Raw genomic sequence first — 12964 nt, forward strand, 5'->3', positions numbered from 1 at the left:
GGAGTAAGTAATGACCTCAAAAAAACTAAGCGCTGGCACCTACATAAATGAAGGTATAGGTATTTTAGGTGGTACCTTTGATCCGATTCACTTGGGTCACACTCAGTCAGCCGAAGCAGTTGCCAATGAACTAGGTTTACAAGAAATACTGTTAATACCCGCTCATATCCCCCCTCATAAAGTTTCACCTGAATTAGTGCCCCACGCTAGTGCTGAGCAGCGTGCAGCTATGGTTGAAATTGCATGTCAAAAAAGTAACATCTTTAGCTGTGATCTTAGAGAATTAAAACGCTCCGGTCATTCTTACACTATTGATACGCTCAAAGAGTTGAAGCAACAATACCCTGAACAATCTTTGTATTTTATTATTGGTATGGATTCACTGCTAAATTTTACTACTTGGCATCAGTACCAAGAAATTTTATCTTTGTGCCACTTAGTAGTGAATACTCGACCAAATTATTCCGTTGATGTATTGAATGATGAAACAAAGACATTACTCAGTAACTGTCAAACAACTGATATCAGAGAACTAACATTGTTTGATTCAGGAAAAATATTTTTTTCAAACAAGTGCTTTTTTGATATTTCATCAACACATATTCGACAACATTTAGCGCATAAAAAGGGTTATAATCAGCACTTATTACCCTCGATTTCAGAATTTATTCACAAAAACAAGCTTTACCGTTAACCCTGAGCGTAAAAAGTGTTAATATCGCACTATTATTTATTGTCGCTCGTTAAAGAGCACATCAAAAGTTACGATTAACGATAGGAAGAACACCTTGCAAACTGAACAACTTAAAGCATTTGTCATAGAAAAACTTGAAGACATGAAAGGCAGAGATATCATTGCTCTTAATATTAGCGATAAAGCAAGCTTTGCTGATTACATGGTTATTTGTTCAGGTAATTCGAACCGTCATGTAAAATCTATTGCTAACTCTGTTGGTATGGAGTGTCGTGCTCAAGGTCTTGAGCCGCTAGGTATGGAAGGTAACGATATCGGCGAATGGGCATTAGTCGATTTAGGCGATATCATCGTTCATGTTATGACTGATGAACAACGTGATAAGTATAACCTTGAGCAACTTTGGGCTGAATAATTTACTTATTCTCCTTGCCTAGTAAAAAGACGAGAGCCACGTTAGTTTCATTCGCCCTTGCGAACTGTAATGCTATCAATCGTATCGCTCTCGTTATTTTTTCAAGGCCATTTCGATCTAGTCGACTTCAATCTGACAATCAAAAAAATTTATGAAACTCACCTTATATGCCGTCGGTAGTAAAATGCCTGCTTGGGTTACCCTTGGATTTGCTGAGTACAGTCGTCGTTTTCCACGTGATTTAAGCTTTCACTTAGTTGAAATCCCAGCAGGAAAACGTGGTAAAAATGCTGACATAAGTCGTATACTCGCTAAAGAAGGTGAGTTATTACTTGCTGCTATCCCTAAAGGAAACCGTATTGTCACCCTTGAAGTTGAAGGGCAACCATGGACAACTCCAAAACTTGCAAAACAACTGCAAAGCTGGCAACTTGATGGCAGAGATGTCGCGTTGCTTGTTGGTGGACCAGAAGGTTTAGCGCCCGCTTGTATTAAAGCTTCAGAACAAAAGTGGTCCTTATCAGCGTTAACGCTACCTCATCCAATGGTTCGAATACTCATAGCAGAGAGCTTGTATCGGGCTTGGAGCGTAAACACTAACCACCCTTATCATAGAGAATAACTTTTGTTAATGACTACCTTAGCCATACTTTTAGTAAATATTTTTAATAGAGTGCGCTAATGTCTCCACGTCGCGTTGTTATTAGAAATCAATCCGCTGAAGCAAATTTATTTGCTCGACGTACCTTCATTGCTTTTGCTGGCGTAGTGCTAGTCTTATTAATACTTTTTGGTAATGTATTTAACTTACAAGTTGAATCATTCGAGAAATATCAAACACGCTCTAACTCTAATCGTATTAAATTACTTCCCGTTGCGCCAAATCGCGGTTTGATTTATGACAGAAATGGTGTGTTACTCGCCGACAATAAGCCGGTATATAGTTTAGAAGTCATCGCCGAAGATGTTGATGATATTAAAGACAGCATTGAACAAGTCAGTTTGTTGCTTAATATCAGTCCCGAACGACAGACTAAGTTTTTCAAATCAATGAAAAGTAAACGTCGTTTTAAACCGGTCGAATTACACTCGCGTTTAAGTGATCAACAAGTTGCTTTATTTTCAGTTAATCAGCATAAATTCCCTGGTGTTTTTGTTAGCGCTCGCTTGAAACGCTATTATCCTTTTTCCGACTTAACCACGCATAACTTAGGTTATGTAGCTCGCATAAACAGAAAAGATGCTAATAAATTAGAACAAGAAGGTAAATCTGAAAATTATGCTGCGACTTATGGCATTGGTAGACTAGGTATCGAAAGGTACTATGAAGATATGCTACACGGCACCATTGGTCATCAAGAGGTTGAGATAAATAACCAAGGCAGAGTGATTCGTACGCTCAATTATACTCCGCCAGTGCCAGGTAAAGATCTCACATTAACCTTAGATATTGAATTACAAATGATTGCTAAACGTGCCTTATCAGGTAAGCGCGGCGCGATAGTAGCAATGGATCCTCGTACTGGTGGTATTTTAGCCATGTATTCAAATCCAAGTTACGACGGTAACTTATTTGTTCATGGCATTAGTAGTAAAAATTATAAAAAATTGCTTGAATCAAAAGATTTACCCCTTATTAATCGAAGTGTCCAAGGTTACCCTCCTGCTTCTACCGTTAAGCCTTTTCTTGCGTTAACAGGGTTAGAAGAAAATGTTGTTACGCCAACTACCGAAATTCACGATCCAGGTTGGTATCAGCTAGATGGCTTGCCTAATAAATATCGAGATTGGAAACCTTGGGGGCATGGCATGGTCAACTTAACCAAGGCTATAGAGCAGTCCTGTAATATCTATTTTTATGATTTGGCCTTTAAATTAGGTATCACTAAAATCAGTAATATGATGGAAAGGTTTGGCTTTGGTGACTATACCGGCATCGACATCCATGAAGAAAGTAAAGCCATTATGCCTAGCGTTGCATGGAAGCGTGCCCGATACAATAAGTCTTGGTACACAGGAGAAACGCTTTCAGTTGGAATTGGCCAGAGTTATTGGACGGTTACACCACTACAATTAACACAAGCTTTAACCACCTTGGTAAATCATGGTGAGCGTAAGGTGCCACATTTATTAAAAGCGAACAGTGAATTGATCATTGAGAGCAGTGGTAACGCTTATCATCAAATTACACCAACCATCTATGAACCACGTGCACCATTAACGCTTAAAAATGAAGAAAATTGGGATGTTGTGTTAAAAGCGATGCATAATACGGTACAAAAATTTGGTGCTACCGCTTATAGACCATTTAAAGGCACTACCTATGATGCATCGGGTAAAACAGGCTCGGCTCAAGTTGCACGCATAAAACAAGACGAAAAATATGATGCAAAAGCCACTTCAGAAAACAAACGCGATAACGCTATGTTTATTGCATTTGCTCCTTTTGATAAACCTGAAATTGTTATTGCCGTTGCGATTGAAAATGTAGCTAAAGGTGGTGGCGCTACTAATGCTGCCCCAGTAGCAAGGCAAGTTATGGATCAGTATTTCGGTGATAGGGTTATTACCAGTCAAACACATAGAGCTAAAGTAAACGTAAAAACAGCCACAGTAACCAAACATCAAGAGGCTGACTGATGCGCAGTAGCGGACAAGACCAACAAAAAACCCACACTCTTTGGCAACGACTTCATATCGATGTACCACTCTTATTAGGTCTATTAACATTATTGGCTTTAGGGCTATTTCTTGTGTACAGCGCAGGTGGTCAAGATATAGCCGTTGTTTATCGAAAGGCTAGAAGCATTGGTGTTGCCCTGCTAGGGATGTTTATTGTGGCGCAAATCCCGCCATTAGTGTATCGAAAATGGGCAGTGCCCGTCTTTGTATTGGGTTTATTAATGCTGGTCAGTGTATTGCTCTTTGGTCATGTTGGTAAAGGTGCTCAACGCTGGCTTGATTTAGGCTTTATAAAATTCCAGCCTTCTGAAATTATGAAACTCATTGTGCCTATTATGATTGCTTGGTTTGTTAGCCAAGATAGCTTACCCGTAAAAATATCCACGGTGGTACTTGCCTTTATCCTGGTGCTATTGCCAACTTTACTTATTGCTAAACAGCCTGATCTGGGTACTTCTCTGCTTATTGCCAGTTCCGGTATTTTTGTTATTTTTCTGGCTGGAGCTAGTTGGCGTCTGATTTCCGCGTGTGTTGGTTTAGCCTCGGCATTCGTTCCTATTTTATGGATGTTTTTGATGAAGGGTTATCAAAAACAACGCGTGCTTACTTTTTTAAACCCTGAGCAAGACCCCCTTGGCTCGGGTTACCATATTATTCAATCTAAAATAGCTATTGGCTCTGGAGGTATTGAAGGTAAAGGTTGGTTGCAAGGTACCCAATCACAATTAGAATTTTTACCCGAGCGCCATACCGACTTTATCTTCTCAGTATTTAGTGAAGAGTTTGGTTTAATTGGTGTTGCTGCCTTACTTGCCGTGTATTTATTTGTGGTAATGCGCGGTTTATGGATCGCGGTCAATGCTCAGCATGCCTTCACAAAATTACTCGCAGGTAGCCTTACCCTAACCTTTTTTGTTTATGTTTTTGTTAACATTGGCATGGTATCAGGTCTCTTACCTGTGGTTGGCGTACCACTTCCCTTAGTTAGCTATGGTGGAACTTCAATGGTGACATTAATGTTAGGTTTTGGCATATTAATGGCTATTAGTACGCATCGACGTTTCCATGTTTAGACTAAAGTAAACTAGTCTGTTCAACTAAAACCTTATTCAATCCCTTTACTGTGAAAAATATAAAGTTATGAACCAAGTTATTAAACACCTTTTCTTTATTGCATTGATCTCTTTATTAAGTGCTTGTAGCTCTGATCGTTATCAACAAAAGCATGACAGCACACCAACACGTTTGCCAAGCCAAGCAGAGCTAAAAGATGCCCTTGCTCGCGCAGAGCCTCATAGCCGCGGTGGTAATAAAGATTATCAAGTTTTTGGAAAACCCTATAAAGTATTGGCTAGTGCACAAGGTTTTGAACAAACGGGTACTGCCTCTTGGTACGGTAAAAAATTTCATGGTCACCTCACTTCTAATGGTGAGATTTATGATATGTATACCATGAGCGCCGCCCATAAGAACTTACCATTACCGACGTATTTAAAAGTCACCAATACCGCGAATAATAAATCAGTCATTGTACGCGTTAATGATCGAGGTCCTTTTCATCAATCACGTATTATTGATTTATCTTATAGTGCAGCTTATAAGCTCGACATGTTAAAAACGGGTACTGCACAAGTTAAAATCACTGCAATTACTGATTTTGATACAAAAACAGGCAAGGTTAAAATCCCAGAAATAAAATTAGCTTCCACTGTAGTTAGTTCGGTAGCGCCTGCCCCAGTTAAATCAGCTGTTTCAAGAAAAAATGCTCTCCCAAAAGAGACAGCTATGGGTATTACCACACCCTATATTCAAGTCTTGGCAACTAGCAAAAAAGAACTTGCTATGAACACGGCTAATAAGCTAAAAATACAATATAAACAACAGACCAGTTACCCTGAACATCAAGGACTTTATCGCATTCAAATAGGTCCTATTGGAGATATTGCGACATTGAACGCCTTATTGGTGTCATTAAAAGAAAATGGCTATCCTAATGCTTACCCGCGAACTTCGCCACAATAAACATCAAACACAAATGTTCAATAGAGAAGGCAATAGCGTCACTCTAAGTAATATACCCGTCACCAATCAAGATTCAGGTTTCAGAGTGCTTGAGCAATTTCAATTCAAGGCGCTGTGATGAAATAATGGTTATTCCATTGTGAATCACAGCAACGATGAAGTGATGTTGCTCAAGCGCTTCTTCGATGGGTTTTAAATGACTTTATACCGCGTCAAATAATCAAACCATAGAATGACTATGCTTAAATCATTCTTCTTGCCTAAAGTCATTTTAATTCCAACTGAAAACCTGTACTTTGAATGGTAATGGGTATATTTATAAACGTTGTTACATTTTTAACGTGTTTTCTGCGAAATTATGCACAATATCTATTTTTTGCCCATAGCCAAGCTTTTTAGAAGTGGTATACTTTCGTCCAGTTGATTTTCCTTAATTTTCCCATATACGACTAACACTATGACTAAAAAAATAAAATTCTCTGGCAAATATTCTACCAATAAAATATTTACCTTCTTAAGTGGTGCTCTATTTAGCGCAGCAATTGTACTTATACCAACTGCGCACGCTATTACTATTATTCCCGATGCGCCGCAAATAAATGCCAAAGGTTTTATCTTAATTGACTACACCACAGGTAGAATCATTGCTGAAGAAAATGCTGATACCCAGTTAGCCCCTGCAAGTTTAACCAAAATAATGACCAGTTATATTATTGGTAAAGAGCTTGAGAGCGGCAATATTAAAAACACTGATAAAGTTATGATCAGTGAAAAGGCTTGGGCTAAAAAGTTTCCTGACTCTTCCAAAATGTTCATTGAAGTAGGTACTGAAGTACCTGTTAGCTTGTTAAATCAAGGCATTATTGTTGCCTCTGGTAATGATGCTTGTGTTGCTATGGCTGAGCATATAGCTGGTAGTGAAAGTGCTTTTGCTGATTTAATGAATGCTCATGCTGAGCAATTAGGTATGTCGAGCAGTTTCTTTGAAAATAGTCATGGTTTAGATAGTACTTCTCATATGACTACGCCAAGAGATATGGCAACACTAGCTATAGCGCTTATTCGCGAAGTACCTGAAGAATATGCAATTTATAAACAAAAATCATTCACATATAACAGTATTAAGCAGTATAACCGTAATGGTTTATTGTGGGATAAAAGCTTAAATGTTGATGGCATGAAAACTGGTCACACTTCAAATGCAGGGTATAGTTTAGTTACCTCTGCAACTAAAGGTGATATGCGTTTAGTTACCGTAGTTATGGGCACTGCAAGTGAGCGCGCACGAAAAGTAGAAAGTAAAAAACTATTAAATTATGGCTTCCGATTTTTTGAAACTATTACACCATATAAAGCAGGTGAAAAATTTATTGCTAACCGTGTTTGGATGGGTGACAAAGAGAATGTAGATTTAGGCATTATCTCTGATACACCAATCACCATTCCACGTGGCCAACGTAAAAACTTAAAAGCTAACTTTGAGTTAAACCAGCAACTAACCGCGCCATTAGCTAAAGGTACTGTTGTTGGGACATTATTTTTACAACTAGAAGATGAAGATATAGCTCAATACCCACTAGTAACATTAGAAGAGGTGAATGAAGGTAGCTTATTTAGTCGTTTAGTGGATTATGTTAAGTTACAGTTTGCTAACTAAAAAACGTTGAGAATACCTCCAAAACAGCCTCTTTATTGAGGCTTTTTTATATTTTTTAATAAATAGTTATAAACAAAATAATATCAGCCCTGAATATTTAATGATAAAATGTCGTTATTACGTTTCAACCTAGCTCTAAAAGAAGTAAATAAAATGAAAACCAAGTTTGACGAATTATTAGAATTTCCTACGGTATTAAACTTTAAAGTAATGGGTGTTGCCTGTGACGAACTACCTGATTTGATCATAGCTGAACTACAAAAGCATACACCTGGTGATTACGTACCTAAAATAAAACCAAGCTCTAAGGGGACCTATCATTCGGTCTCTATTGCCGTAACGGTTACCAGCAAAGATCATATTGAAACTATTTATAAAACGTTAACTGCTATTGAGCAGGTCCGGTACGTTTTATAACACTCATTTATTAATGATTAATTTAAGAACCCTAGATTGACGAGGTTTGCCGAATGCACTCAAATTCAACAAACAAGAAAAGTGTCAACAACCTTGCTGATTCATTAGTCATCCGACAATTAAATACCATGGATTACAGCCAAGTTTGGCAAGCCATGAAAGATTTTACTGATAATCGTGATGCCAGTATTGCCGATGAACTATGGTTAGTAGAGCATCCTGCTGTTTTTACCCAAGGACAGGCAGGTAAAGCTGAGCATTTACTGGTGCCGGGTGATATTGAAGTAGTAAAAGTTGACCGTGGTGGTCAAGTGACTTATCACGGGCCAGGTCAATTGGTGGTTTACGTTATGATTAACCTACGCCGTAAAAAAATGGGTGTTAGACAATTAGTAACCTTGATCGAAAACAGTATAGTCTCGGCTTTAACAGATTATGATATTGCCGCTTATGCTAAAGCTGACGCACCGGGTGTTTATGTTGATGAGAAAAAAATTGCCTCATTAGGATTACGAGTTCGCAAAGGTTGCTCTTTTCATGGCTTAGCTATGAATGTAAATATGGATTTATCACCATTTCTACGTATTAACCCCTGTGGTTATGCTGGTCTTGAAATGGTACAAACGGCCGATTTACAAGGCCCTAAAGATACCGCTAGTGCAAGTACTGCATTAGTTAAACATTTAATAAACTTACTTGAAGCTAACAATGTTAGTTATCAATCGGGTTTACCAAACGAGAATAATACGCATCATGAGTAGTGATTTAACCTCAGAAACAAAAACAGCCAATCGTGCTGCTGGCGAAAAATTTCGCGATGCAGATAAATTAGCTCACATTCCAATTAAAGTTGTTAGCTCAACTAAATCGACAATGTTACGTAAACCAAGCTGGTTGCGTATCAAGTTACCAAAGTCTAGTGAACGTATTGATAACATCAAAGCTAATTTACGTAAAAATGACCTTCACTCGGTATGTGAAGAAGCGTCATGCCCTAACTTATCTGAATGTTTTAACCACGGTACTGCCACCTTTATGATTTTAGGTGATATTTGTACGCGTCGTTGCCCATTTTGTGATGTTGGCCATGGTCGACCACTAGCTCCAAAAAGTGATGAACCGCAAAAATTAGCTAATAGCCTTAAAGATATGGGCTTAAAGTACGTTGTTATTACTTCAGTTGATAGAGATGATTTACGTGATGGTGGCGCACAGCAATTTGCTGATTGTGTTAAAGAAATCGGTGAGCAAGCGCCAAATACTAAAGTTGAACTATTAGTACCTGATTTTCGTGGTCGTATGGACCGCGCGCTTGAAATACTTAACCAACATCCGCCACATGTACTAAACCACAATATGGAAACCGCGCCACGCCTTTATACTAAGGTTCGCCCAGGCGCTAACTACCAATGGTCATTAGACTTACTTAAGCGTTTTGGTGAAGCAAATCCAGACGTAACCACTAAATCTGGTTTGATGGTTGGTTTAGGTGAAACTAACGAAGAAATTTTAGAAGTAATGCAAGACTTACGCGATCATGGTGTAACTATGATAACTATTGGTCAGTACCTTCAACCAAGTAAAGATCATCTAGCTGTTGAGCGCTATGTACACCCTGATGACTTTGCTATGTTTGAGCGTGAAGCCAAAAAAATGGGCTATGAACACGCCGCTTGTGGTCCACTGGTTCGTTCAAGTTATCATGCTGATAAGCAAGCTGCGGGTGAAGAAGTTAAGTAGCTTGTCATTTCTGTAGTCTAGCGAGAAAGTGTAAAAGACTTTCTGAAAAAGCAGTAAAAAATTTAAAAGCCAGTAGTAATACTGGCTTTTTTAGTTTTGCTAAAAGCTCTAGCATTTTTTCATGAAAGCTTTATTGATTTAGAATAACAAAATAGAATTAAGTTAGAAATGTAAACTTTACTATCCGCCATTTTGTAATCATTATTGTACAAAGGTATAATTCACTATTATAAGATCAATTATAATTTGGTTTTAGCTGTGTTTCATCTTTTGAATAAATAACAAGCATGTCTGTATTTCCCTTTAATATAAAATATTTTAACGATTGAATTTGAATGCTTTTGATTACGTGCTTTATCTTTATCCCCCTCCTTTCAATTTTTATTCTATCGCTTCGGTCTCCTTTAAATCCGAGGGCATAACAGAATAATCACATTGCTCCCCCTTGTTATCCTGCGTCTCTATTCGCATTACCATCCTTATACATATTAATGAAACTTTCAAACGTCAGCGGGATTTGAAACAGACAAGTACATGCAACCCACTTTGTTTAGTTATTCACTATGCATTCATTCTGGGATTTTTTTTTAAACGCCACTGACACATAAAACACCCATCACATCGGACCAGGTGCTGTAATCAAAATTTAACACTATATGCACTAACTCATCGCTGACTAAATAACCATTCAGTAAGACTTAATAATAATTCACAACTATGAGTGTTGCGCCAATGAAAGTTTTCATTTATGTTACACATTACTTGCGATAATAAATTCAAACAGAACAGCTCACAAAGTACTAACGAGTTACAAAAAATGAATATTTATCACTTATAAAGCAAGCCTAATAAAAATACTTAAGGGTCTATAACATGAAAAAACGTTTTAACTACAGTACGCTAGCACTGTCTGTCTGCCTATCTTTAGGTAGCACGGTAACTTTTGCCGCAGAAAAAGATACTTCTGCTGGCGCTGATAAGTCAGATATAGAACGTATAGTGACCGTTGGTACACGTATGTCTAACCGTACAGTTGCTGACAGCCCAGCACCAATTGATATAATTTCAGCAGAAGCAATTAGAAACTCAGGTGCGACTAGCACGCCAGATATGCTTCGTAAACTTGCCCCTTCATTTAATATGAACAATACCACCACGTCTGATGGCCAAGATTTAATGCGCCCAGCGTCACTAAGAAGCTTAGGACCAGATCAAGTATTAGTATTAATCAATGGTAAACGTCGTCATCAGCAAGCAGTAGTTGCTGTGCAAGAGAATGTTGGTCGCGGCAGTGCCGGTACTGATCTAAGTTCAATTCCAATGACCGCTATTTCTCGCATTGAAATATTGCGTGATGGTGCAGCTGCGCAATATGGCTCTGATGCGATTGCTGGCGTTATCAACATTATTCTTAAGAGTGATGAGGGTGGTACTGCTTGGACGCAATATGGTCAAACAAGTGAAGGTGACGGTGAAAGCTTTGAACTAGGCGCTAACTATGGCTTTAAAATTGGCGACCAAGGCATGTTAAACCTTACTTTGGAATATGCTGATAATGGTGAAATGAACAGAGCAACACCAACAACGTGGTTTGGCTCTATCGCAGAACCAAAACAATTGTTACTTGTTGGTGAAGCGCCAACCGAAATGACTAGCGTATGGGCAAATTTTTCTTATGATTTAGGTAAAGGTAGTCAATTATACGCCTTTGGTGGCTTTACCGCGAAAGAAGGTGAATCACTCGGTTTTTACCGTGGTGCTGCTGACAATCGAGTATGGAGCGAATTATTTCCTGAGGGGGTAACACCACAGTTAGGCTCTAAATCGGAAGATTTCTCATTGGCAGTAGGTTATAGAACTGAAATAGCTGATTGGGAAATAGATGCCAGTATTGTGACCGGTGAAAACCGTTTCGAATTCAGTAACCTAAACTCTCTTAATGCCAGTTATGGACCAGACAGCCCAACATCAGCTTATGATGGCGCGCTTGTCTTTAGTCAAACCACGTTTAATCTAGACGCAGTTACCGCCGTTGATTTTGGACTTTACGATGAAACCTCTATCGCTATTGGCGTAGAATACAGAATAGATGGTTATCAACAAGAAGCAGGGGATGAAGTAACTTATGCTCGTGGCGATACCCTTTGTGGTGAATCTATCAACCCCACTGGTGATCCAGACTTTATCGCATGTTCTGGTGACGACATTACCGCACCTGGTATGCAAGGCTTCCAAGGTTACAGCCCAGAAATGGCGATAGATACCGATAGAAAAAGTTTTGCAATTTACTTAGATACTGAAACCTATTTATCTGAAGACTGGTTAGTGGCAGCAGCCGTTCGCTATGAAGATTATGATGATTTTGGTAGCACAGTTATTGGTAAATTATCAACACATTTAACCTTAACTGAAAATCTATCACTGCGTGGTTCTGCTTCAACAGGTTACAGAGCACCCGGTATGCAACAGTCTAACTTTACCCAGCGCTCTATTTCATTAGATAATGGTGAATTAGCTGATTTAGTTACTTTACGTCCAAATGATGCGCTTGCTCAAGAGCTTGAGTTTAAAGAGCTTAAGGAAGAAACCTCAACCAACATTTCTGTTGGTGTGGTATATAACAGTGGAAATTTCTCATCTACCCTTGATGTTTATCAAATAAATATTGATGATCGCATTGCTTATTCAGGCAATATTACCCGCGGTATTAATACTGAAATCGATACATTCTTTGATAGCCATTCTGGCGCTGGCGAAGCATTAGATGGAGTTAAGAATGTCTCTATCTTCACCAATGCCACTGATACTGAAACCTTCGGCCTTGATTGGGTAAACTCATATACACAAGATATAGAAGAATTAGGTAGCGTTGTTTACGAACTTGCATATCACCATAATAATACCGAAGTAAGTAACATTAATACTTCATCAACAATAGTTCCTGATGAGACTATTTTTGATGCTTCTCAGATATTATTAGTCGAAAAAGGCCAGCCACAAGACAGATTAAGTGTCTCTGCCATGTTGGATTTAGATAATTGGACAGTAACGGGTCGCATGACTCATTATGGTGAAGTATCTACTGCAGCTTATGGTACGGAAGCTAATACTTGGGGCGCAAAAAACTTATTTGATGTAACGGCTAGATGGAATGTTACAGATCAGTTAGCCATCAGCGGCGGTGTTTTAAACCTAACGGATGAATACCCTGATGAATGGGGCGATGCTGGTGGTATTTTTCCAGAGATTGGTTTTAAATATGGTTGGGCGAGTTTTCCATTTTCACTTGCAGGACGTGAATATTACGTAAGAGCTTCTTATAGCTTCTAACGTTACT

The 12964-nt window shown here is 38.6% G+C and carries 11 protein-coding genes; all 11 read left to right on the top strand.

The window, feature by feature from the left end; translation table 11 throughout:
• Positions 1-10: 10 nt before the first annotated feature.
• The 11 genes from nadD to ESZ36_RS02650 all read left to right on the top strand — a co-directional run bounded on the left by nadD (position 11) and on the right by ESZ36_RS02650 (position 12957).
• Complete coding sequence (gene nadD / locus ESZ36_RS02600) at positions 11-694, top strand: nicotinate-nucleotide adenylyltransferase (RefSeq protein ID WP_146783093.1); 684 nt, start codon at positions 11-13, stop codon at positions 692-694.
• 94 nt (positions 695-788) lie between these two features.
• A complete protein-coding gene (rsfS, locus tag ESZ36_RS02605; protein ID WP_146783096.1) occupies positions 789-1109 on the top strand; it encodes a ribosome silencing factor in 321 nt (106 codons plus the stop codon).
• A 151-nt stretch (positions 1110-1260) separates the two neighbouring features.
• Positions 1261-1731: a 23S rRNA (pseudouridine(1915)-N(3))-methyltransferase RlmH gene (gene rlmH / locus ESZ36_RS02610; RefSeq protein WP_146783099.1), complete on the top strand. Its 471-nt coding sequence runs from the start codon at positions 1261-1263 to the stop codon at positions 1729-1731.
• Positions 1732-1790: 59 nt separating this feature from the next.
• The gene (gene mrdA, locus ESZ36_RS02615; RefSeq protein WP_146783102.1) at positions 1791-3749 is read left to right on the top strand and encodes a penicillin-binding protein 2; all 1959 of its coding nucleotides are present in this window, start codon (positions 1791-1793) and stop codon (positions 3747-3749) included.
• Entirely contained in the window at positions 3749-4864 is a 1116-nt protein-coding gene (gene rodA, locus ESZ36_RS02620; protein ID WP_146783105.1) for a rod shape-determining protein RodA, read from the top strand. Before mrdA ends, rodA begins: the two co-directional genes overlap by 1 nt.
• Positions 4865-4931: 67 nt before the next feature.
• A complete protein-coding gene (locus tag ESZ36_RS02625; RefSeq protein ID WP_146783108.1) occupies positions 4932-5813 on the top strand; it encodes a septal ring lytic transglycosylase RlpA family protein in 882 nt (293 codons plus the stop codon).
• A gap of 457 nt (positions 5814-6270) precedes the next feature.
• Positions 6271-7470: a serine hydrolase gene (locus ESZ36_RS02630; protein WP_146783110.1), complete on the top strand. Its 1200-nt coding sequence runs from the start codon at positions 6271-6273 to the stop codon at positions 7468-7470.
• A 153-nt stretch (positions 7471-7623) separates the two neighbouring features.
• Complete coding sequence (gene ybeD, locus ESZ36_RS02635) at positions 7624-7887, top strand: DUF493 family protein YbeD (protein WP_146783113.1); 264 nt, start codon at positions 7624-7626, stop codon at positions 7885-7887.
• Between the two features lie 53 nt (positions 7888-7940).
• Positions 7941-8648 (top strand): lipoyl(octanoyl) transferase LipB, encoded by a 708-nt coding sequence (gene lipB / locus ESZ36_RS02640; RefSeq protein ID WP_146783116.1) that lies wholly within the window; start codon positions 7941-7943, stop codon positions 8646-8648.
• Complete coding sequence (gene lipA / locus ESZ36_RS02645; protein WP_146783119.1) at positions 8641-9627, top strand: lipoyl synthase; 987 nt, start codon at positions 8641-8643, stop codon at positions 9625-9627. Before lipB ends, lipA begins: the two co-directional genes overlap by 8 nt.
• Positions 9628-10500: 873 nt before the next feature.
• Entirely contained in the window at positions 10501-12957 is a 2457-nt protein-coding gene (locus ESZ36_RS02650; protein ID WP_146783122.1) for a TonB-dependent receptor plug domain-containing protein, read from the top strand.
• Positions 12958-12964: the final 7 nt, after the last annotated feature.

Origin of the sequence: Colwellia demingiae (assembly GCF_007954275.1) — a bacterium.
Taxonomy (GTDB): Bacteria; Pseudomonadota; Gammaproteobacteria; order Enterobacterales; family Alteromonadaceae; genus Colwellia; species Colwellia demingiae.

Bases quoted from the DNA above. Each gene is read 5' to 3' on its own strand.
- nadD (WP_146783093.1), top strand. From the start codon at position 11: ATGACCTCAAAAAAACTAAGCGCTGGCACCTACATAAATGAAGGTATA.
- rlmH (WP_146783099.1), top strand. From the start codon at position 1,261: ATGAAACTCACCTTATATGCCGTCGGTAGTAAAATGCCTGCTTGGGTT.
- mrdA (WP_146783102.1), top strand. From the start codon at position 1,791: ATGTCTCCACGTCGCGTTGTTATTAGAAATCAATCCGCTGAAGCAAAT.
- rodA (WP_146783105.1), top strand. From the start codon at position 3,749: ATGCGCAGTAGCGGACAAGACCAACAAAAAACCCACACTCTTTGGCAA.
- ESZ36_RS02625 (WP_146783108.1), top strand. From the start codon at position 4,932: ATGAACCAAGTTATTAAACACCTTTTCTTTATTGCATTGATCTCTTTA.
- ESZ36_RS02630 (WP_146783110.1), top strand. From the start codon at position 6,271: ATGACTAAAAAAATAAAATTCTCTGGCAAATATTCTACCAATAAAATA.
- ybeD (WP_146783113.1), top strand. From the start codon at position 7,624: ATGAAAACCAAGTTTGACGAATTATTAGAATTTCCTACGGTATTAAAC.
- lipB (WP_146783116.1), top strand. From the start codon at position 7,941: ATGCACTCAAATTCAACAAACAAGAAAAGTGTCAACAACCTTGCTGAT.
- lipA (WP_146783119.1), top strand. From the start codon at position 8,641: ATGAGTAGTGATTTAACCTCAGAAACAAAAACAGCCAATCGTGCTGCT.
- ESZ36_RS02650 (WP_146783122.1), top strand. From the start codon at position 10,501: ATGAAAAAACGTTTTAACTACAGTACGCTAGCACTGTCTGTCTGCCTA.